Raw genomic sequence first — 19354 nt, forward strand, 5'->3', positions numbered from 1 at the left:
AAAAATCGGGCGCCCCTTTCGGGACGCCCTTTTCATGGGAGAGGAGAAACGCCCCTATTGATTGAGTGTGAATGCAACAGAATATGTTGGTTCTTTGGGCAGAAAATGCTCATTGATATGCCTGAGGATGAAGGAAAATGAGGTCAGATGAAGAAAATAGAACCCCAATAGAACCCAAATCGATCCCCAAAATTTCGAATCACAGCTACTCTCTTCGCTTCAATTTTGCAGGTAGTATGTCCTCAAATACGGCAGCCGATGCCTCATCCACAGACGCGAATATTTTGCTGTAGCGGTCCACCATCTTAGCGTTCTTCCACCCGAGCCTTTTTGCTATCGCCTGGTTGTGCACATTCTTCGCGATCATGATGCTCGTTGCAGTATGCCGGATTCCATGGAAAGGGATGTACCTCAAATGAGGATTTCGTTTATGAAATTCAACCCATTTTTTTCGTATTGTAGAAGGGTGTAACGGCTTCCCGGTTACTAGGTTCGGAAATAAGTAATAATCTTCTTGATCAATACTGATCACGTTTTCGCGCCCTTGTGCGATTTTTAGATGCATCTCCAGCTCCTTGCAATATTCCATCAGCATATATGCGATCGAAGGCGAGTAAGCCATCGATCGCGGTTCGTTGTTTTTTGGAAGCTTAATGACGGGTACACCGTTTTCGAAAGCGGGGATCGTTTCCAGGACTGTGCCCGTACAACCCCAGATATCGCTTTCGGGTTCGTAATGGAATTTCAGGCTGCTTCGCTTTTGACCGAGTAGTTCCGCACGGCGCATGCCGGTCGTCGTGTCCAGTGTGACCAGCACCTGCAAGATCATTCGTTCTATGCGGTAGCGAGGCACCTTGTACCTTGGATCGAAATTCACATCATGTTCTAGTGCTTCATAGAGTTGCATCAGCTCCTCTACGTTGTAAGCGTCCGGTTTCTTGACATCATCCTCCGCAGGCTTGTCTATGCCTTCCATCGGGTTATCGTCAAGTTTTTTCCATTGCAGGGCTTTCGAAAAAATGCTCCTCAATACGCGATATACAAATACGAGCGTTGCAGATTTTAACGGGCCAGGCTTGCCGTTTCGCCGCTTGCCTATCTTTGTTTCAGGATTACGAAGTTCAGTCATAAATTTTACAATATGCGTTGTCGTGACTTCATCAAGGTACATCGATTCAAAATAGGGAAGAATTCGCGTTTCATAATGGTATTTATAGCTCTGGCGAGTCGTGTATTCGAGAGTCGGGAGATGATTTTCCTTCCAAAAATCCCCGAACGTTTTGAACGAGGTCCGATGCTGCTTTTTATACGTATCGCCGCCTTCAATATCTGATTTGAACTTGAATAATTGCTCTTCAAAAAATTTTTGTAATTTTTTCGCGTGGCGTAAGAGAGCTGCATCGGTACAGGTTTTTAAGAAATCATTCAGGGATTTGGTTGTTTTCAGAATCGCGGGGTCGAAATCGTCCAATTTATCTATGGACTGCATAAGTGTAGAGTCGGTGATTGGACATGGCTTTCTTGCTGGAGTCCGTTTTTTTCCATTGGCATCGTAACCTAAAGGTATGACCAAGCGCCATGAATATTTGCCGCGTTGCTGGATGAAGGCCATTTTGACTCACCTCACTATGTAATAATCTCTCGTAGGTTATATTGCAAGCAATCCTCAATGTCGCCAATCCTCAAAAGTAGCTTACGGATCTCGGAAGCATCGTAATGCAACCCTATAAATTTTTCAGCATGGAGGCGTAACGCCGGCATGTTGAGGCCGATCTCTTTCGGCGCATAATTGTTTCGTTTATAGACATTATCAGGCACGCTCAAGGCGAGTGTGTCCGGATCGAACTGGTCGACCGTGAAGCGCTCAAACGGCGACTCGATCGGGATAAAGAGGGGCTTATCCCAATCAAATGTATAATTTTCGAGTAGCAGCCATACCGGCAACAACTGGCCGGTTTCAAAATCGCGATCGTAATATACGGACATCTTCATTGGCCTAATGCCTCCTTTTGTTTGCTGAGCTGCTGATGAAGCTTCCCAAGCAAGCGCAGTGTCTCGTCCGAATAGCCGTATCGGTATGAGACTCCAGCGAACTGTGCGTGCATATTACGGTCATTATGGCCCTGCAGCATTCGTCTTTTGACTTGGTCGATGCGTTTCCGCACAAAGGGGAGGGGGAGCCGGAACACGTCTGCCAGCAGGTTATAGTATCCTGCGTACGTATGACAAGGCGTAATTTCTGCCAACATATAATATGGGATGGCCGCGTACAGTTGAAATGCTCCAGCCTGAGCTTCCTGTAGATCGACGAATAAGCGCGGCATTCTGTTCTGACTGCCGGAATGCATAGCTGGATGCCCCAGCTCGTGGAAAAATTTTAATCGCTGGATCGATTCGCTATCGTGGATATTAAGGAAGACCATAGCACCAGGAGTATCATCATATAGCACCTTCGTCTTACCTCCGTCTTTGTAAGTAATGAACGTTTCGAAGATTTCTCCAATCTGGTCTATATCCATATCAGCAGGCGTCATGATTCCATTGTCGAGGTATTTCTGGCAGATCCACATCTCCAGCTCGGTCGGTTTGTACAATGTCATGTCAAAAATCAATCTGTTTCCCCTCCGAATTAGAACATATGTTCGAATTTATGTTAAAAATATATATGAAGCGATTATTCCGCTTCATTTTGTCGCTTCAGGAACGCCCGAAACTCGTCGGCTGGGATTTGATAAGAGGGTGGAGCAGGGCGGCCAGTGCGTGCCTGGTATTTAGTGAGATTGACGGCTACTCGTTTGTCTTCAATATACAGATCATCGACCGACAAGAGGGCGGCGGGATCTTCTTGGCCCAGCAGGCCCATCTTAGCCTCGGTGAAGAAGGTCTTATCGTTGTCAGGTAAGCTGTTTTCGTCTAAACGGAAAATGACGATCTTGGTCATGGGTCCGCGTTCGACTTGAATACGATATCGCATAAATCACCTCTTATTAGAATGTACGTTCGTAATGATGATAATAAAGAAAAGCCATCAGCATCAATGGCTTATATTCTTGCTGTATGCTTACTGATCTGAGTACCCCGTTTTGACAGCGAGATGCCTGTGTAACAACCTAACTACTTCACTGATACCAACGAGTATTAATCCAGTAGAGAGTGCAGGGAAGGAATATGAAAGAACAACCAGAAATTGTACTTCACCCGATAGTTCCTTGGATTGGTATAGTCCAATAATGATGCCTACGATTAAAATCGTCCAACCGGAGATGCTCATAAGAACTGAAATACCGTTTGTATAAGGAATTGGTTCTGATTGTGGTGTAAGTGCGGTTTTCTTCTCACTGATTTTGAGTTCGGACATTTCATCACCATATAATTCCCCATCGGCTGAGGTACTTGCTCCGTGTTAGCCCTTTATGTAATTGCCGTTAGCGTGTTTAATTAATTTCGATTTACATTTGTAGCACCTAGTCGCATTTCCATATAACTTAACGTTGCGGCTGCAAACTGGACATTCAATGGTTGGTGACGCGAATCCTCGGCCAGCTTTATAGAATGCAAACAGAATAAATGAACCAGCAAAAATCACACAGAAAAAAATAAAAATATACATTATTACCTCCGCTATACCCCATCGGCTGGGAACTTGCTATTTATCCTTCTGCTGTCCTTTTTCACGTAACCGCTTCTCCCGAAACGCACGAAACATTTCCAACTCCTGCTCTAAATGAGCAGCCTCTTCCTCATCCAATTCTTTAGGTGGGCCGCCAAAGTAAGCCATGTAAGGCCCATTTTCAGGACTTCCTGCAGCCGTCAATTTTGCATTTGTAGGACTCGGATCGTTGGTGCGACCTAGAAGATAATCAGCGTTCGTCTCAAGCGCATCAACAAGTGTGCTTAGTGCCTCTGGATCTGGCTTCCGTTCATTGTTTTCATAGCGAGAAACTTGGACAATAGTCAGTCCAGTTTTATTGCTTAGATCTTTTTGAGTTAATCGCATTTTTTCACGTTGCTTTTTAATTCGATCGCCGAGATCAGCCATTAGCTATCTCCTCTAATCTATAGTTTGAATCCATTCTATCATTACCAAAATGGTAAATAAACAAAATTGCCAAATCGGTAATATTGCCGTTGACATAACCAAAATGGTAATATATACTTTGATTATGGTTACCGAAACGGTAATTAGGAGGTGTTGAACATGAAAAGAGTGGATCTTGTCAAAATCAAGTCGCTACGCAAAGAGCAGGGAGTTTCTCTTGATGAAATGGCGAAAGAAGTTGGCTATGAAAGTCCAAATGGCTATTATTATTTGGAAATTGGTAGAGGTCGCTTTCCTGCTGAAACATTAGCAAAAGTTGCTGTTGTTCTTGGGACGACTATTGAAGAGCTTTTTTTTGATGATGAAGTTGCCGAATTGGTAATCGATTCACAAATCAAGGACACAGGATGAGGGAGGTAGGGGCGATGGATTCGGAGCGTATCAAAGCAATTGTATCTGCCTTAAATGGTTTGAGAGCTCAAGAATGGGCCAGAGTAAAGCAGCAGGTCGATATGCTTTACAGTTTCCAAGCCGCCAAGGTGCAATTTGACGACTTGGAACAATTGAAAACGAATTTGGAGTACGAATTTAAGCTTCGACGATTTGGAGAAAAATCGGATTAATTCGATAATCTTTACCTCTCTAATAAATGCGTACGTAGTCCAGTTGGTATAGTGTGTGTTCTCTTTCTCTAGCCAGTGGACTCCATATTTGAGAGGTAGCCGCCGGCGCAGAAGCGCTGGATCAAAATGAATCTATCATTAAATCATTAAGAAGTAAGGAGGCAAGGGGATGCCACTTCAAAAGGAAGATTTAGTTGCGGCCTTCTACGAGTTTTCGAAGTCGGTGTTGCCGCAAATGATTGAGGAAACACAAAAAATTAGGCCTGCGACTATGAACATTGATGACGCTGCTGTTTACATGGGAGTACATAAAGACACCCTACGAAAGCTAATTCGAGAAAAGGAACTTCCGCATGTGCGCGTGGCTGGTCGAATTCTACTTCGCCCACAAACCTTGGATGAATATATGGCGGCAAGCGAGCGTGAGAGCATTCGGATTGTTGGCTGAAGCTGAGAGGAGATGTAGGCATTGGACGCGGCGATCTATCCGAACGAGATTACCAAATTACATGAAACGACTGATGTGAAAGAAGTAAACGAGATGTTGGAGGATGGTTGGATTCTCTATTCTGTCACGAGAGGCAACCTGAAATTTTCGTATTTGCTGGTGAGGATTTGAGGGGGAGCCCGGGGGCGGGCTCCGGTGAGGGGTGTGCAGCGGGGGATGCTGCGAGGCGGTCTAACGAGGAATTAACCGACACCATTATTGTACAACTGCATTTCGCGCCCTGTCTGTTCGAATTCCGATCAGAGAGGAGGTAAACGCTTGAAATACGGAGCGATCTTAAAAGCTTGTCGAGATCGCATAGGAATGAGCCAGGAGGAACTTGCTTTGCGGCTGCATCGGTCACGAAGCGCTGTAAGCAAACTTGAGAACGATCAGCAGGAGCTCGATGTAAAAACCTTGTCGCAATGGGCTGAGATCACCGGAGCGAGAGAAGTCGTGGTGGCATTTGTATGCGGAATGGACGGGCTTACTATTTTACAAAACTTACTGCCATTAATGGGAGGTTGAGAGATTTGTCGCGAGAGAAGTTGATTGAAGAGGCAAGGCAGGCAGCTCAGAATGCTGATCATAACCTTCAGTGGATGGACAAGCACCCGGACCGGTTCGATCCGACGAAGAAATTGGAGATGCAGGCTTACCTGCATAGTATGAAGCGGTTTGCTTCTATTGAAATGAAAAATGCCCGCCGGCCAGGGCGAGCATTGAAGCTGAGAACACGTCTTAAGAGTCTCTTGTCGTCCATTTTAACCGCTGAACGATAATAGCGCAAGGGGATGGATACGTATGGACGGTAAATTTTCAATTGAGTTGGATGGGCAAGAAGCCCAGATGATTATAAACGCCCTGCAGGAGAAGGCCGATCGGATGCAGACGCCCCAGGTCGCCGGAATGTATCGGCTGCTGGCACGGCGTGTCGCTGAAGGAAAGCTATCATTTCACTCGTTATCCTATCAAATCATGGCGGCGCGCTACGGGCTGCCGACGGAGGAGAGTGTCAATGCGGTTCCGTTGGACTAATTCGGCAGCAGAACAGGCTGTCATTTGTATGGCAGTGGCCCGCATTCGATGCAGGGACTTATCGATTGAGGCGGCAGTCGCTGCGACACTGCAGACAGGTCGACATTGCCGGAACCCCGAGTCTATTTCGGACAAGCAACTCCGGCGCCTGTATAGAGCAGTTGGTCAAGTAGTCGCAGGTGGCAACCAAAAAATAAGCTGAGGAGGACCCAATATGCCTTATGTTCCTAACCCGGACAAGCCGGGGGAACTCTCAACGATTGCTGAAGGGATTTCTGCTTTTTTTGAATGCTGCACAGAGGGCGGCGGTGTGAATCTTGAAAAATTTGCGAAATGGAAGAGTCGCTATCCTGCAGCAATGTGGGAAGCATATGAAACGCTGAATATGGTGCTGGACGAGCATTATCCACCGCTGGAGGCGGGGGCATGAAAAGCAAAACCATTAAGAAGCTGACGAAAGCAGAAGCTTCTCGGATCTTCAAGTCCCTGATTGGCACGAGTAGCGGCGTGGGGGAGGTTACTGAGAATATTGAGTTCGCTATTCGTCAGGGGCAAATCGTTTACTGCATTGAATTGGTGGATCTCTGGCCGTTTGGTGTGAAAGTCCAGATGACCGCATTTATCGGGGAAACCAAAATCATAGATAAGCTTTTATTTGATAGGGAGTCGCATTTGCCATGGACGGAAGAAGACGATCGCGCAAAATTACGTGAACGTATTGATCGGGCGCTTGATAAATCAAAGGATTATTAGGAATAGTGCCCCGAACGCGATTCGGGGCCATCTCCGGGCATCGAAATCAACCCCCTGTTCGGTGTCCTGAGATGCGATAGATGCATCAATACATATGGAAGGAGGAGTTCCATGGGCGATATCGCAGACATGATTCTGGAAGGCATCCTTTGCAAAGGATGCGGTTCGTACATTGATGACGGTGAGGAACCGGGGCATCCCCGGACGTGCGATGACTGCGAGAACGAATAAAAGCCCGCTGGCAGGCGGGCTCACAAACTAAGGATTGCTCCCATTTTAGCATATGGGAATGGGAGCAACAAGGAGGAGCTTATGAATAAACAACAGATCGTTGAAAGGTTGCTGGCATTGCCTGCAGAAATCGATGTAGCCGAAGGATCCGTACTCGAAGCTAACCTGCAGGTGCTGGGAGCAAAGGGTACCTTACAAGCGAAAGAAGACATGCTGCTGTTCGGAACCGCAATTGACGGGAAGAATGCAGAGATTCGAGCGGCTCAAATGAGGCAGCATACGCAGGACGAGCGCGGCGATTTGGAGGAAGCTGAGCTTCATCTCAAAAATGCCGTTACCAGCCTTGGTCGACTTCGTGACGAATTCAAAGCGTTGATGGCCGTGGTCGACCTGCTGAAGGGGGCGGCGTAATTGTCCGAGGCACCGCTTCAGGTATTGCCTCAATCCTCCGGTGGAAACACCGGGGGAGGGGCTCTGGTCGATCTCGAGTTTGGCAGCGTAGCCGATTTCCGGAAAAGGTTGACGGATATGAAGCAAAAATATGATTTTCTACAAGTCTTCTTCAGGGAAATTATGGTCAAGGACGAAGACTTCGGTACCGTTCCCGGAACCCAGAAGCCCACATTGTATAAACCAGGAGCAGAGAAACTATGCGAATTGTATGGGTTTGCTGCTCACGTCAAAAGCAAAACGGAAGAACGGGATTTCGATACAGGATACTATCGCGTCGAGTTCACTCTGCAACTTGTTCATCGCTCCAGTGGAGTTGTTGTCGGTGAAGGTGTGGGGGAATGCAACACATATGAATCAAAGTACCGTTATCGCTGGGCAAGCGAAAATAAAATTCCTGCCTTCCTGAGTAAAGAAGATTTGTTATATGAACTGAAAGACGAGTGGAGGGACGGTCAAAGGACTGGAAATACGTATAAGCAGTACCGTATTCCTAACGAAGACCTCTTTAGCCAATGGAACACAGTCCTGAAGATGGCCTATAAGCGCGCATACGTTGGTTTGACGCTACAATGCACCCGTTCTAGTGGCATCTTTACACAGGAAGAGTCAGAAATGGACGAATTTGCAGACGTGCCAGAAGAGGATCGGAAGAAGGCACGCGGGCGCACCGCCAATGCTAATAGCGGTCGCTATCAAAGCGGCGGCCAGCAGCAGGGGGGAAATCGTCCTGCAAGTGGTGGAACTACTCAAAAGAACCGTGTTCTCAGCATTATGAAACAGCAAAGCTTGGATTGGAATGGTTTGGCCGATGCCGCTAGTGAAGCTCTACAGCGGCCTGTCAAGAAGGTCATCTCTGATATTACGACGGAAGCTGACTGGAAAACTGTCGGCGACTACCTCGAAGCCGGCAGCGTTCAAGGCGGCGATATCAATTTCGATGATCTTCCGGAGGACTTGCGATGAAAATAGCTCATGTTGCAGATAGTCATTGGGGCTTCGGGTACCCCGGCCCCACGCCGGCCGCGCGGTTTGAGGACATCACCCGCTCGATGGATTGGGTAGCCGATCGGATTATTGAAGAGGAATGCGAGTTGGTGTTGTTCGCAGGCGACGCATTTAAGGATGCCCGCGTCTTCATCGATCGGGCAACGGCGGAGATTCAGGCGTTCGTCGCCTGGCTCCGCAAGCTTTCCGCAGCCGGTATCGAGGTCGTCGTGATCAGCGGTACTCCGAGCCATGATGCGATTAGCGCCTATCATCTCATTAGAGAGATGCAGATCCCTAGCGTTCAGGTATTCACTGAGCCAGATTCTACAGCCTTCGGAGACATAACAATCTGTTGCCTACCGGGAATGAATCGCTCCAGCTTTGCGACGGAACCAGAGTTCGCCGGACTCCCACCGCATGAGTTTCATCGGTTGATGACGGAACGCATTTCAGACGATTGCGAATGCTTCGCTGGCCATTGTGGGGAGGGGCCTCGCATCCTCATGTCTCATCTAACATTCGATTTGGCGGATACAGGTTTCGAAGATGCGCTTCTACAGAACGAACCAATCCTGACGGACGAGGCGGCCAGCATGTTCGACCTAGTCTGCCTCGGCCACATTCACCGTCCGCAAAAAGCAGGCAGCAATGTGTTTTACAGTGGCGCTCCGGAGAGACACAACTTCGGTGATGAACGGACAACACCAGGATTTTACATTCATGAGTTTAGTGAGGATGACGGCTTTTACTCCAAATTCATTGAGACGCCAGCACGCCGCTTCAAGACGATTGACTGGTGCGACATGGACATCGCGGCCTGGCTTGACGGCCAGGTTGATGAGTTTGCTTCTATAAAAGAAGCAATCGTCCGAGTCCGCTATTCATGCAGCGAGGAGCTACAGAAGCGATTCGATCGGAGATCGCTCGAGAGAGCCCTGTACGATGCCGGCGCATTCTTCGTGGCTGAAATCCGCGCTGAGGTCGAACGTACGGAGCGCATCCGCGATGCCGAAGTGACCGAGGATCTTGGTCCACTGACGGCGCTGGCCGCATGGGCTGCGAATCAAGGGTACGACTCGGCGGAGATTTCTGAGCTTCAAGCAATGACGACTGAGCTGATGGAGGAAAGCTTATGAGCGAGTTGAATCGGTGTGCATACTGCCGCACAGAACGCCCAGCAAATGAAATGAAGTCTGGGAAGATTATTTTCCGGGACCGACACCCGATGACGCGGAAAGCAATTGTCAACAGCAAAACAAATCAGTACTGCGCCGATAAGCCGTGCCATGGGCATGATCAAATGGCGCATGAAGGGTAGGGTGAGTCATGATTCCAATTCGTCTTATCGTCCATAATTTTCGCGCCATCGAGCATGCCGACATTGATTTGTCGGCTGTCTCCTTGGCGGCGATCGCTGGGCGCAACGGGGCTGGGAAGTCATCTGCCTTCACATTAGCCCCGCGCTATGCACTTTTCGGAGATGTAATCTCAGGCGTCAGTCTGGATGATTTGGTCCGCCGCGGCGTAACGGAGATGTCAGTGGAATTTTGGTTCGAGCACCAGGGGGATGTTTACCGGGCAATTCGGACCCGCAGCACCAAGGGCAAGGGCAAGTCGACGCTCGAGTTGCAGCAGCGCGTCAACGGTCAGTGGGAGAGCCGTAGCGCCGAGAAGATCACCGATACGGAAGCGGTCATTCGATCGTTGCTCAATCTGGACGATGAGACGTTTACTGCATCGAGCATGATCCTGCAAGGGCAGGCTAACGCCTTCACTGGGGCGACTGCGGGTAAGCGTAAGGATATCCTTTCGCAGATTCTTGGGCTCAATCTATATGCGGCGTTGCAGGAGCGTGCCAGGCAGCGAGCAGCGATGCTGAACTTAGAGATCGAGAAGTCGAAGGACAAACTTCTTGCTCTGGACGAGAGGCTCGCCGGCCGCCCGGTGAAAGTGGAAGATCTGCGGATTGCTGAGGATCAGCATACTGTTACTCTGGCCATGATTGTGGAGGACGAAACGGTCATTAAAGTGGCAGATGCACAGATTGCTGTACTTGATGGTAAACGTGCTCGTATCCAGCAGATAGAGAGGGAGATAGCTTCAATCGGTGATGAGATCACGACTTTGAAGGACGAGCGCACTGTTCAATCCGAACGCCTCGAGCGCGCGGATAAGATACTGGCCAATGAGGCAGCCATCTTGAGCAAGGCCACCGAACTAGAACAGATTAAGAAGCAACTTGTGGCGCTTGAAGCTCGGAAGCCGGAACTTGACCGACTGCAGCGCGATCTCGCTGCAACACAACTGGATTTTTATCAATTGCAGGATGATTTGAACCGGATGGGAGAACGCATAACCGTAGTGCAGCAACAGCTCTCCGGGCGGGATGCGCTACGGGAGAAGGCAGAAGTATTCGAGACGGAGGCACAGCGGCTGCGGTCGTTTGAAGAACAGGCCGACAAATGGAACATCCTTTCGACTGAAATCAATGATCTGAAGGCTGATCACCATCGAGAAGAATCTCGTCTCAAGCTCGAAGAACAGCGATTAACCGATAAGATTACCGCGCTTGAGCAGCAAGAGGCACATATCCACGACAACGGTTGCCTGCCGACCTGCAAATTTCAGCAGGCGGCAGCTGCGGCGGTCGCAGAACTGCCGGAATTGCGGCAGCAACTGGAGGTGCTTGACTGGAGTGGTCTTGTTGGTTTGACGGCAAGAATTGCGATGCAGGAGGCGGATAGAGTTGCCCTGGGCTATGATCATGCTGCTCATGTCTCTTGCAAAGTACGAGTGGAAAAGCGGCGTGAAGCGCCAAGTAAATACGCCCAACTTGCCGGTAAAGATGAGCTCCTGCAGCAGTTGGAACAGCAGAAAGCAGAGAAGTCGGAGCGGATGGAGTCGGCAAGGCAACGGTGGGATAACCTACAGCAGCAAGCCATTGACCTTGAGACCTTGTTGGCGCCGTTGCCTGAGTTATCGGCTAAGGCCATTGACCTTGAGCGCTGGGCGCGACTTAAGGATCAGATTTCGGCTGCTCGCGAAATGGCGACTAATGCTCTGGAACGGCTAAGCGCTATCGATTTAGATATCGACAGCAAGCAAGCGCGTCGTGATGATTTGTCTGAGGAGCGCAGCGGGCTTTTGCTCGATACGCTTGATTATGACCAACTGCAGCAGTCACTGGCTCAATCCAACAGCTTGCTGCAGCAGCGTCGCCGGCAGCTCGCCGCGCTGGCCGAACGAATCGGCGGCATGAAGGCGATACTTGCTGCACTCGACGTCGATCAGCAGGAGCGCGATCGGTTGTCGTTAGAGTTGGAGCCGAAGGTGCAGCGTTGGACCCGGTACCAGCGGTTGATTAAAGCATACGGCAAGGATGGCATACCGGCGTTGATCATCGAAAACGCAGTACCCCAACTTGAACGGACCGCAGATGAAATCCTGGGACAGATGAGTAAGGGTAAGCATTATATCAAGTTGGATACGCAAAAGGAGCTCAAGTCTCGACCAGGATTGGCTGAGACGCTCGACATTATAATAGGCGATTGGACGGCGGAGCGCCCATACGAGACGTTTAGTGGCGGCGAACAGCTCCGCATCGATTATGCAATTCGGTTCGCGCTTGCTGAGTTGCTTGCGCAGCGCGCCGGAAGCAAGGTCGAATGGCTTACGATCGACGAGGGGCTTGGCAGCCAGGACGCAGAGCACCGAGCACTCGTCCTCGAATCTATTAAATCGGTGGCGAATCGGTTTAAGAAAGTCCTTGTCATTACTCACATAGAGGATGCGCAGGCCGCTTTCGATCAGATCATCCGCTTTGATAATGCGGATGGTGGAGTTGAGGTCCTTGTCGCGTGAGCCCATGTATGACGAATTTGGCGTTCCGTTGTGTCAGTCAGGAGTTGGTGAACGAATATGGGCACTCTATCACGCTGATCCTAAAGAGTTTAAGCGCGAAGTACGTGAGTATTTCGAGCGTGGTTATCCGGGATGGACGGTTGTTAAAACCAATTACGCGCGTCGCATTATATGGATCAGAGACGATAGGGGGCGGACTCTATAACTGTTGAGCAGCTAGATTTATTCGTCCTGGATGAGCCTATTCCGGCTTCATCAGGTCTCATCGTTCTGAGAGAGTCCGTATTAAATGGATTCTACTATGAGGAGCGGAGCCGCAGGTTTGTCTCTTATTGCAATGGCCGACGTCATTTCGAGATTCTGGCAAGTAAGTGTAAGGGGCCGTCATGGCCGCGAGAATGGCAAGAGAAAATCATTAGGGAGCGTTCGATATGAAAGAAAAGATGACTGTTATGAACAGATGGATGGATGAAGCCATTGCTGAAGGTGGAGATGCAGTGCAAGAGCATCTGCAAGCTGTGGCACGCATTATCGGTGGGCAAGTCGCCCAACTTTCGGAACCAGCGGATATGCCTAAGTTGTTGACGACCACCATTGAAGAAATGGGCAAAGGCGTAACGGCGGGAATGCTGATGCAACATGGTCATGCCGGCATTCTGGATGTGCGGATGTTCAGCGTCGGGCGCAAATGAAGAACGGAAAGCGCCCGACACGGCGCCAGTTGTCTCAGATCAAGGCAGCGGACCTAAACGTTGAAAGCTGGCTTGTTGCTAAGAGCCTCCCGACACAACTGCACTTAGTCCACCGTTATACAGGCACGGCCAAGATCATTGCAATATAGGGGATGAGCGGATGCCTCAAGATAGCTATCCTTTTCCGATGTACTCCGGACTGCTGGAGCCAGAACACTACAAACGAATAGGCAGCGCGATATGGCTTTTCCTCTGGTGCGTCAGTGCAACGACAGCGGAGCGAGAGAAGGAAGGGACCGTCTGGGGCATCGTACTCGGGAATAAGCCATTACAACTGCCCGAGTTAGCCGAGAAGTTCGGCGTCAGTGATAAAACGGTGAGTCGCTGGCTCAACTCTCTGGAAGAGCACCAATACATAAGGGTGACCAGGGCGCCCCGCGGGCTCATCTTGTCAGTCAAAAATTCGAAGAAATACCCGAACCATACACCGGACAAAAATGTCCGATCAGATAAAAGTGATCAGACAGAAATGTCCGATCACATTGATTTTTTGGTCGATGATCAGACAAATATGTCCGATCAGACACCGAGTGATCAGACAAAAGTGTCCGATCTAAAAGATATTACAAAAGATCTTGTAGTAGTTGTAGTAGATGAGCAAGAACAAATTCGACTCATCAACGAAATCGAGAGCCATTTTGTTCAACGCAGAGGGAAGGGCTTGGCCGTAAGTCCTTCCGACTTTCAGGAAATTCAGCAGCTGGTGGCAGCGGGGGTGCCGTCCCCATTGATTAAGACCTGTATCGATCGTGCCTTCGATGAGTACAGGCCGCGCCATTCCCGAGATGAGATTCGCAGTTTTAGTTTCTGCGTCCCTCGCATTTACGACGCATGGGAGAAGTCGAAAGCCATAACTGCCGCGGTGCCGCACGTAGCAGTCGCCCTTGGTTCCGGCTACCAGCCTGCTGGATATAAAAGCAAGCAACAACGCGAGCTGGACGAGCTCGAACGACTTCGGGAGGAGGAGCTAAAGCGTGAACAAGCTTCAGGTCATTGACCTTTTTGGCATTATCAAACGCACTTATCCTAGTTTTGATTCCAGCCCGCAAAGCGTTGATCATCATGCAAAGTACCTGCATGACTTCCCGTTTGAGACTGCTCGTGAGCATGTAGAGAGGCACATCTTGTCTGAGCGGTTCCCGCCAACGATTGCCGACATCCGTGGGCGGCTCGGAGACCAGATGGACGCCCAACGTAGCAAAGATGCTGCCGAGGCCCATTTCGCCAATCTGGAAACATGGGGAGCTACTGGATCACCGCCGCCGCCGGATTACTGGGAGCATGGCCGCCGACTGCTGAGGGGGGGAGCCGATGCTTGACCGTGAAAGCATGCTGGAGACACTGGGAATTGAACGGCCATTCGACATTCAGGCTGAGCATGCTGTTCTTGGTGTCATACTTCTGGATCAAGCTGCATTCGACGTAGTTGATGATATTCTGCAGGGCGGGGAGTTTTCCGACGGAGGACATGCTCGTATCTTCCGGGCAATGAGGCAGTTGCGGTCCGAGGAGCAACCGCTGGATCTCGTCACTGTAACCGCTCGTCTGCAGGACAGCGAGGAGCTCGACAAGATCGGTGGCGTCAGCTATCTAGCCCGAATGGCCGAGTCGGTGCCCACAACGGCTAACGTTGCCCATTACGCAGGACGGGTGCAGGAGATGTTCCTTCGGCGCCAGGCAGTAGATGTCGCGCTCAACTTGCTGCGCAATGCCGGCGAGGAGCAGGACGTTAAAGGCTTTATCGCAATGGCGGAGACAGCGGTGTCCAAGCTTTCTGACCAGACGGTCCCGGTGCGGGAATTCGTCGGCATGAAGCAAGTGCTGATGCAAGTCTGGGAGGAAGCGGAGGAGCGCTTTAACGCGAAGGATGTTAACCGGGGCGTAACCGGCATCCCGTCCGGCTTTGACGATCTCGACAGGATGACAGCCGGCTTTCAGCGTAACGACCTCATCATCGTCGCCGCACGGCCATCGGTCGGAAAGACGGCGTTTGCACTGAACATCGCCCAGAACGTCGGCGTACGAGCTAAGGAAACGGTCGCGATCTTCTCTCTGGAGATGTCTGCGGCGCAGCTCGTGCAACGGATGATCTGTGCTGAGGGGCAGATTGATGGCAGCCGGATGCGGACAGGCCGTTTTGAAAATGACGATTGGGATCGCATGACGATGGCCATTAGCGCGCTGGCAGACGCCGACATTCACATCGACGATACGCCTGGAATCACCGTGAATGAGATCCGAGCAAAGTGCCGGCGACTGAAGAAGGAGCGCGGGCTCGGCATGATCCTGATCGACTACCTGCAACTCATCCAGGGCAGCGGCCGACGCGGGGCGAATCGTCAAGAAGAGGTCTCGCAGATCAGCAGGACGCTCAAACAGATTGCCCGGGAGCTGGAGGTGCCGGTCATTGCGCTGTCGCAGCTGAGCCGCGGAGTCGAACAACGCCAGGACAAACGACCGATGATGTCAGATCTTCGGGAGTCGGGGGCGATCGAGCAGGATGCCGACATTGTTGCGTTTCTATACCGCGACGATTACTACGACAAGGAATCCGACAAGAAAAACATCATCGAGATCATCATCTCGAAGCAGCGGAATGGCCCGGTCGGTACGGTGGAGCTGGTCTTCCTGAAGAATTACAACAAATTCGTCAACTTGGAGCGGACCTACAGCACCACACCGGATCTACCGGAGGAGCCGAAGGGCAAGCGTATTCCGGATATGTACGGGGGAGGGCAGAAGGGAGCATGAGTCGATATGTAGGGATTGACCCATCAACGAAAACGGGTATCGTCGTGCTCGATGAACACGGCGATCTGTGGGAGGCTCGAGAAATCGAGAAGGAAGGCAAGGATCCTGCTCGTATGTACAGCCTGATCGGAACAGTGATGGGATACCTTCACAACGGGGATATAGTTGCGATAGAGGGTTTTGGTTTCGCCAGTCAAACCGGTTTTTTGCTTGGGGGCATCGGTTGGGGCATCCGGATGGACATGTACCATCGAGGCATTAAATACTACGAAGTGGCTCCGGCAGCGTTGAAAAAATTTACGGGCTGTAAGGGGAATGCGAAAAAGGACGAGTTGGCCGTCGAGATTTTCAAGCGTTGGGGCTTTGAACACGCTAGTGATAACGTCCGTGACGCTTATGTTCTGGCACAGGTGGCGAGGGCGCTTCATGAACCGGTACCGTTGATAAAGGCGCAAGCGGAAGTCATTCAGATAATCAAAAATCCACCGGTGAAACAGTCAAAAAAGAAAAAGGGAGCGTGATTGGATATGTCGCACACAGAATTTAAGGCATTGCTCAAAAAGATCAATCTCAAGCCGAAAGGCGTGAAGGAAATCGTCCTGGAGGTTTCGGACGGGGCGCTGCACGGCAAGATTGATATGCTGTCGGAGATGCTGGATGGCCGGGTGGCCATCGCCATCGATTCGGAGATTGTTAGGTACAACGTCCAGATCAACGCCAGAACGGAGAAGCCGCTCCGGTCGTACCGGGTCGACGATCAGGGCGTCGTTTCTGAGGTGCAGCCGCAAGGCGAACAAATGGAAATGGACCTTGGCGTCGCTAAGAAGCCGGATCCAATCGCGGACGTTCCGGAGGAGATTGGCCGGGAAGTAGTGGATGAATTTATACTGGCGCTGTTGGCACCTTCCTACGATGATTTGCCATGGCCGTTCTACGCTTGGGTGGTCCGTCTGCAGGAGGGGGATTCCTACCTTAAAATCTCTTCAGACGAGGGCATGAGTAGCGGCAAAATTATTGATCTGATCGATGAATATAGATCCCGCGTTGCCCCGCTGGCCGCCAAGTGGGACGAGTGGCGCAAGGCGAACGGGGAACAGCCGGATCCGGAAGAGAACGACGATGCAGATGTGGACGATGAGCCTACCGAAGAAGGATCCGCCGATTCGGGGGATCAGGAACAGGAACGGCCGGTGGATTCCGAGGATGACATCGAGATGGAGGACGGCGGAGAGAAGCGAGTAGCCGGCACTAATGAGGATGATCTCTCGGATTGGGAACAGTCGATCCTGGAAGAAGGGAGGGCCGCAGACAGCCCGCCAGTCGAACCGGTGGACGTGGAAACTATCATTCTGACGGAGAAGCCGGTCTTCGAAGACATCCCATTCGATTTTCCAACGTTGCTCGAGCGGAAGAAGTTGGGCGAGACATGGATGGATATTGCCAATTCTCTTGGTACGCGGTCAACCGTATTGTCCGCAGCCTGGACCAAGTACAAGAAGCGTGTGGCGGATTCGAGAGGTGGAGCTGCATGAGCCAATTGCAAAAATGGGCCGAGCAAGCGATCGGCAGCCGGAATGTACGCAAACTGCAGGAGCACGGCCTCACGGTCGTGCCTACGAAGCTGATAGAGCAACTCAAATCGGTCAAGGTTCAGCAAAATATAGTAATTGAGGGCGTGGCCCTGACGGTAATGCCGTTCGAAGAGGAGCACTTGGAGACGTCCAAAGCAGGATACGTCTGCTACGACTAATGGAGGTGCGGGGATGACCAAACGGGAGAACTGTTTTGTTCCTGTCAAATCGTGGTTTGAAACTCCAGCTCAGCGAACTGAACGCGAAAGGCGTTTGCAAAATAGGTCCGCCCCACTGATAAAAAAGTGGGAGCGGACCATGACAGAGGATGAGTATCTCCAGGCTGTGCGGGAGGGGCGCAGCCGGGCAGATATCGTGCTCAAACATTTTAATAATGATCTGTCGGAGCTGAAGAAGCAGCTCAAGGACTGGGGGATCACCGAGGAGGGGGCGGTTAGAATGGCACAGGCAAAAGTGGAGATCACCGTTACGAAAGAAGAGTACTTGCAACGTCGGCTTAACGGGGAAAAGAGAAGTTCGATTCTTCGTTCTCTGGGTTTGGCGGGGCCGAAAGGGTACGAATTCCTGAAAGAGTGGGGGATTCGTGAGATTGACGCGGAAGAAAGAGAGTTGGAGCTCCTCTCACCGAATAAGCCGGAGTCGGAGGTCGATAAGCGTGTTGCGGAACAGATCGAACAGAAGACTGAGGCGCGGGGGCTCATTGCCTTCAACGAGCAGCAGGAGGCAGAGCCAGCCGGTACGGACATTCTGGAGCGCGAGCAGGAACTGGCGAATCTTCAAGCAGCCACGGCGCTATGGAAAAATGAAGCCGAGCGTAAGGATGAGTACATTAAAGATCTCGAAACGGAACTGAAACATACGCGTGATGAGGTGGATCGAGTAAAACGGCTTACCGGAATTAATGGTGCCAGAATTCAAGAACTCGAATCTGAGCGCAATCTTCTACTGCAGACCATTGAGCAAGCGGCTGGGGAGGATGCGGGCTTCATCGCTCTCCGCATTCCGATCCTATCGGTAGCCATCGCCAATGTCGAGCGGGCTCGCATCTATGAGGCTGTCGAGGCCCTGAGCAGCGACGTTGAAGCTGCAGAGATTGACCGCGAGCGCGTCATGACGGAGTTGTTCGACCTGCTACAGCGGACTGTCAACTTCATCACGGCGGATCTGGCTGAGCTGCATCCAGGCAGGGACGTGTCCGGCTTCGTCCGGGAGTTCTTCGCTTTCTACAACGATCGGCATTCGGGGCTGGTGATCGACACAAGGCAGGCGTCCTGATGCTGGCGCAGGACAACGTACGGTATAAGACGGCAGCAGTATTGTTCGGGGGGATCGGCGGCGAGTCTGCCGGTCTCCTCCAGTCACAGTTGGAGTACGGCGGAAAGCTTTACCGCTTTAAGCTCCTTTGCTCGATCGACAGCGATCCGATCGCCAATCTTAACCACGACCTTATCACCGGAGAACGGACTGCAGTTACGATGGACCTGTTCCGGCGCTGGCAGTATGAAGCGTGGCACGGCCATGAGCCGCCGGCAGAATGGCAAGAGGTAACGCCCCGGGACATATGGCTTGCGTTTAAGAAGCAGGTACCGTTCTTCCTATTCCTCTCGCCTCCATGTAAGGGGCTGAGCGGCCTCTTGCCGCAAGAGAGGTCGGCCAGTGACAAGTATCAGGCGCTCAACTACCTGACCGTAAGCGGCTTGGATATGGCGCTGCAGGCATGCGACGAATACGGCGGGGCAATCCCGGCTGTGATCCAACTCGAAAATGTACCCCGCATTACGAGCCGT

The 19354-nt window shown here is 51.0% G+C and carries 27 protein-coding genes and 1 pseudogene; 22 read left to right on the forward strand and 6 right to left on the reverse strand.

The genetic code is table 11. The features are described from left to right. Positions 1-205 precede the first annotated feature (205 nt). From PAT3040_RS20505 to PAT3040_RS20530, 6 genes are all read right to left on the reverse strand, one after another. The gene (locus PAT3040_RS20505; protein ID WP_108994194.1) at positions 206-1612 is read right to left on the reverse strand and encodes a tyrosine-type recombinase/integrase; all 1407 of its coding nucleotides are present in this window, start codon (positions 1610-1612) and stop codon (positions 206-208) included. Positions 1613-1626: 14 nt separating this feature from the next. After that, entirely contained in the window at positions 1627-1992 is a 366-nt protein-coding gene (locus PAT3040_RS20510) for a hypothetical protein (protein WP_108994195.1), read from the reverse strand. Then, positions 1989-2612, reverse strand: coding sequence for an ImmA/IrrE family metallo-endopeptidase (locus PAT3040_RS20515; RefSeq protein WP_108994196.1), 624 nt, complete (start codon positions 2610-2612; stop codon positions 1989-1991). Before PAT3040_RS20515 ends, PAT3040_RS20510 begins: the two co-directional genes overlap by 4 nt. 62 nt (positions 2613-2674) lie before the next feature. Then, complete coding sequence (locus PAT3040_RS20520) at positions 2675-2974, reverse strand: hypothetical protein (protein ID WP_108994197.1); 300 nt, start codon at positions 2972-2974, stop codon at positions 2675-2677. A gap of 429 nt (positions 2975-3403) precedes the next feature. Beyond that, positions 3404-3610 carry a hypothetical protein gene (locus PAT3040_RS40065; protein ID WP_108994198.1) on the reverse strand — a complete coding sequence of 69 codons (207 nt, stop codon included), beginning with the start codon at positions 3608-3610 and terminating at the stop codon, positions 3404-3406. 36 nt (positions 3611-3646) lie between these two features. After that, positions 3647-4039: a helix-turn-helix domain-containing protein gene (locus tag PAT3040_RS20530; protein ID WP_108994199.1), complete on the reverse strand. Its 393-nt coding sequence runs from the start codon at positions 4037-4039 to the stop codon at positions 3647-3649. Between the two features lie 159 nt (positions 4040-4198). Between PAT3040_RS20530 and PAT3040_RS20535 the strand changes: the two genes are divergently transcribed. The 22 genes and pseudogenes from PAT3040_RS20535 to PAT3040_RS37265 all read left to right on the forward strand — a co-directional run. Next, positions 4199-4450: a helix-turn-helix transcriptional regulator gene (locus tag PAT3040_RS20535; RefSeq protein ID WP_108994200.1), complete on the forward strand. Its 252-nt coding sequence runs from the start codon at positions 4199-4201 to the stop codon at positions 4448-4450. Positions 4451-4464: 14 nt separating this feature from the next. After that, on the forward strand, positions 4465-4662 hold the full coding sequence (locus tag PAT3040_RS20540) for a hypothetical protein (protein WP_108994201.1): 198 nt from the start codon (positions 4465-4467) through the stop codon (positions 4660-4662). A gap of 169 nt (positions 4663-4831) precedes the next feature. After that, a complete protein-coding gene (locus tag PAT3040_RS20545) occupies positions 4832-5110 on the forward strand; it encodes an excisionase family DNA-binding protein (protein ID WP_108994202.1) in 279 nt (92 codons plus the stop codon). A gap of 21 nt (positions 5111-5131) precedes the next feature. Next, on the forward strand, positions 5132-5281 hold the full coding sequence (locus tag PAT3040_RS37260) for a hypothetical protein (RefSeq protein ID WP_181376753.1): 150 nt from the start codon (positions 5132-5134) through the stop codon (positions 5279-5281). A 147-nt stretch (positions 5282-5428) separates the two neighbouring features. Then, positions 5429-5677, forward strand: coding sequence for a helix-turn-helix domain-containing protein (locus PAT3040_RS20550; RefSeq protein ID WP_108994203.1), 249 nt, complete (start codon positions 5429-5431; stop codon positions 5675-5677). Positions 5678-5953: 276 nt separating this feature from the next. Then, a complete protein-coding gene (locus PAT3040_RS20560; RefSeq protein WP_108994205.1) occupies positions 5954-6187 on the forward strand; it encodes a hypothetical protein in 234 nt (77 codons plus the stop codon). A 214-nt stretch (positions 6188-6401) separates the two neighbouring features. Beyond that, positions 6402-6617 (forward strand): hypothetical protein, encoded by a 216-nt coding sequence (locus PAT3040_RS20565; RefSeq protein ID WP_108994206.1) that lies wholly within the window; start codon positions 6402-6404, stop codon positions 6615-6617. Continuing rightward, entirely contained in the window at positions 6614-6940 is a 327-nt protein-coding gene (locus tag PAT3040_RS20570; protein ID WP_108994207.1) for a hypothetical protein, read from the forward strand. Before PAT3040_RS20565 ends, PAT3040_RS20570 begins: the two co-directional genes overlap by 4 nt. Positions 6941-7252: 312 nt before the next feature. Continuing rightward, complete coding sequence (locus PAT3040_RS20575; RefSeq protein ID WP_108994208.1) at positions 7253-7582, forward strand: hypothetical protein; 330 nt, start codon at positions 7253-7255, stop codon at positions 7580-7582. Continuing rightward, a complete protein-coding gene (locus tag PAT3040_RS20580; protein WP_108994209.1) occupies positions 7583-8587 on the forward strand; it encodes a hypothetical protein in 1005 nt (334 codons plus the stop codon). Next, complete coding sequence (locus PAT3040_RS20585) at positions 8584-9747, forward strand: metallophosphoesterase family protein (protein WP_108994210.1); 1164 nt, start codon at positions 8584-8586, stop codon at positions 9745-9747. The genes PAT3040_RS20580 and PAT3040_RS20585 overlap by 4 nt, the downstream gene beginning before the upstream one ends. Before the next feature lie 190 nt (positions 9748-9937). Next, positions 9938-12472, forward strand: a complete 2535-nt coding sequence (locus PAT3040_RS20595) for an AAA family ATPase (protein ID WP_108994212.1) — start codon at positions 9938-9940, stop codon at positions 12470-12472. A gap of 431 nt (positions 12473-12903) precedes the next feature. After that, entirely contained in the window at positions 12904-13164 is a 261-nt protein-coding gene (locus PAT3040_RS20610) for a hypothetical protein (RefSeq protein WP_108994213.1), read from the forward strand. Beyond that, on the forward strand, positions 13161-13313 hold the full coding sequence (locus tag PAT3040_RS40070) for a DUF6906 family protein (RefSeq protein WP_373863961.1): 153 nt from the start codon (positions 13161-13163) through the stop codon (positions 13311-13313). Before PAT3040_RS20610 ends, PAT3040_RS40070 begins: the two co-directional genes overlap by 4 nt. An 11-nt stretch (positions 13314-13324) precedes the next feature. Continuing rightward, positions 13325-14221, forward strand: coding sequence for a winged helix-turn-helix domain-containing protein (locus PAT3040_RS20615; RefSeq protein ID WP_108994214.1), 897 nt, complete (start codon positions 13325-13327; stop codon positions 14219-14221). Next, entirely contained in the window at positions 14199-14543 is a 345-nt protein-coding gene (locus tag PAT3040_RS20620; protein WP_108994215.1) for a replicative helicase loader/inhibitor, read from the forward strand. Before PAT3040_RS20615 ends, PAT3040_RS20620 begins: the two co-directional genes overlap by 23 nt. Further along, a complete protein-coding gene (gene dnaB, locus PAT3040_RS20625; RefSeq protein ID WP_108994216.1) occupies positions 14536-15975 on the forward strand; it encodes a replicative DNA helicase in 1440 nt (479 codons plus the stop codon). Before PAT3040_RS20620 ends, dnaB begins: the two co-directional genes overlap by 8 nt. Beyond that, positions 15972-16496 carry a RuvC family protein gene (locus tag PAT3040_RS20630; protein ID WP_108994217.1) on the forward strand — a complete coding sequence of 175 codons (525 nt, stop codon included), beginning with the start codon at positions 15972-15974 and terminating at the stop codon, positions 16494-16496. The genes dnaB and PAT3040_RS20630 overlap by 4 nt, the downstream gene beginning before the upstream one ends. Before the next feature lie 6 nt (positions 16497-16502). Further along, complete coding sequence (locus PAT3040_RS20635) at positions 16503-17507, forward strand: mucin-associated surface protein (protein ID WP_108994263.1); 1005 nt, start codon at positions 16503-16505, stop codon at positions 17505-17507. Further along, positions 17504-17725 carry a hypothetical protein gene (locus PAT3040_RS20640; protein ID WP_108994218.1) on the forward strand — a complete coding sequence of 74 codons (222 nt, stop codon included), beginning with the start codon at positions 17504-17506 and terminating at the stop codon, positions 17723-17725. The genes PAT3040_RS20635 and PAT3040_RS20640 overlap by 4 nt, the downstream gene beginning before the upstream one ends. Before the next feature lie 13 nt (positions 17726-17738). Further along, a complete protein-coding gene (locus tag PAT3040_RS20645) occupies positions 17739-18842 on the forward strand; it encodes a hypothetical protein (RefSeq protein WP_108994219.1) in 1104 nt (367 codons plus the stop codon). Beyond that, positions 18842-19354: pseudogene (locus tag PAT3040_RS37265) on the forward strand (DNA cytosine methyltransferase); the annotation flags it as partial. The gene PAT3040_RS20645 and the pseudogene PAT3040_RS37265, both read left to right, overlap by 1 nt.

It is taken from the genome of Paenibacillus agaridevorans (assembly GCF_003112455.1).
GTDB lineage: Bacteria > Bacillota > Bacilli > Paenibacillales > Paenibacillaceae > Pristimantibacillus > Pristimantibacillus agaridevorans.

Coding starts and splice junctions, on each gene's coding strand:
- PAT3040_RS20505 (WP_108994194.1), bottom strand. CDS start 1,612: ATGGCCTTCATCCAGCAACGCGGCAAATATTCATGGCGCTTGGTCATA.
- PAT3040_RS20510 (WP_108994195.1), bottom strand. CDS start 1,992: ATGAAGATGTCCGTATATTACGATCGCGATTTTGAAACCGGCCAGTTG.
- PAT3040_RS20520 (WP_108994197.1), bottom strand. CDS start 2,974: ATGCGATATCGTATTCAAGTCGAACGCGGACCCATGACCAAGATCGTC.
- PAT3040_RS40065 (WP_108994198.1), bottom strand. CDS start 3,610: ATGTATATTTTTATTTTTTTCTGTGTGATTTTTGCTGGTTCATTTATT.
- PAT3040_RS20530 (WP_108994199.1), bottom strand. CDS start 4,039: ATGGCTGATCTCGGCGATCGAATTAAAAAGCAACGTGAAAAAATGCGA.
- PAT3040_RS20535 (WP_108994200.1), top strand. CDS start 4,199: ATGAAAAGAGTGGATCTTGTCAAAATCAAGTCGCTACGCAAAGAGCAG.
- PAT3040_RS20540 (WP_108994201.1), top strand. CDS start 4,465: ATGGATTCGGAGCGTATCAAAGCAATTGTATCTGCCTTAAATGGTTTG.
- PAT3040_RS20545 (WP_108994202.1), top strand. CDS start 4,832: ATGCCACTTCAAAAGGAAGATTTAGTTGCGGCCTTCTACGAGTTTTCG.
- PAT3040_RS20560 (WP_108994205.1), top strand. CDS start 5,954: ATGGACGGTAAATTTTCAATTGAGTTGGATGGGCAAGAAGCCCAGATG.
- PAT3040_RS20565 (WP_108994206.1), top strand. CDS start 6,402: ATGCCTTATGTTCCTAACCCGGACAAGCCGGGGGAACTCTCAACGATT.
- PAT3040_RS20570 (WP_108994207.1), top strand. CDS start 6,614: ATGAAAAGCAAAACCATTAAGAAGCTGACGAAAGCAGAAGCTTCTCGG.
- PAT3040_RS20575 (WP_108994208.1), top strand. CDS start 7,253: ATGAATAAACAACAGATCGTTGAAAGGTTGCTGGCATTGCCTGCAGAA.
- PAT3040_RS20585 (WP_108994210.1), top strand. CDS start 8,584: ATGAAAATAGCTCATGTTGCAGATAGTCATTGGGGCTTCGGGTACCCC.
- PAT3040_RS20595 (WP_108994212.1), top strand. CDS start 9,938: ATGATTCCAATTCGTCTTATCGTCCATAATTTTCGCGCCATCGAGCAT.
- PAT3040_RS20610 (WP_108994213.1), top strand. CDS start 12,904: ATGAAAGAAAAGATGACTGTTATGAACAGATGGATGGATGAAGCCATT.
- PAT3040_RS40070 (WP_373863961.1), top strand. CDS start 13,161: ATGAAGAACGGAAAGCGCCCGACACGGCGCCAGTTGTCTCAGATCAAG.
- PAT3040_RS20615 (WP_108994214.1), top strand. CDS start 13,325: ATGCCTCAAGATAGCTATCCTTTTCCGATGTACTCCGGACTGCTGGAG.
- dnaB (WP_108994216.1), top strand. CDS start 14,536: ATGCTTGACCGTGAAAGCATGCTGGAGACACTGGGAATTGAACGGCCA.
- PAT3040_RS20630 (WP_108994217.1), top strand. CDS start 15,972: ATGAGTCGATATGTAGGGATTGACCCATCAACGAAAACGGGTATCGTC.
- PAT3040_RS20635 (WP_108994263.1), top strand. CDS start 16,503: ATGTCGCACACAGAATTTAAGGCATTGCTCAAAAAGATCAATCTCAAG.
- PAT3040_RS20640 (WP_108994218.1), top strand. CDS start 17,504: ATGAGCCAATTGCAAAAATGGGCCGAGCAAGCGATCGGCAGCCGGAAT.
- PAT3040_RS20645 (WP_108994219.1), top strand. CDS start 17,739: ATGACCAAACGGGAGAACTGTTTTGTTCCTGTCAAATCGTGGTTTGAA.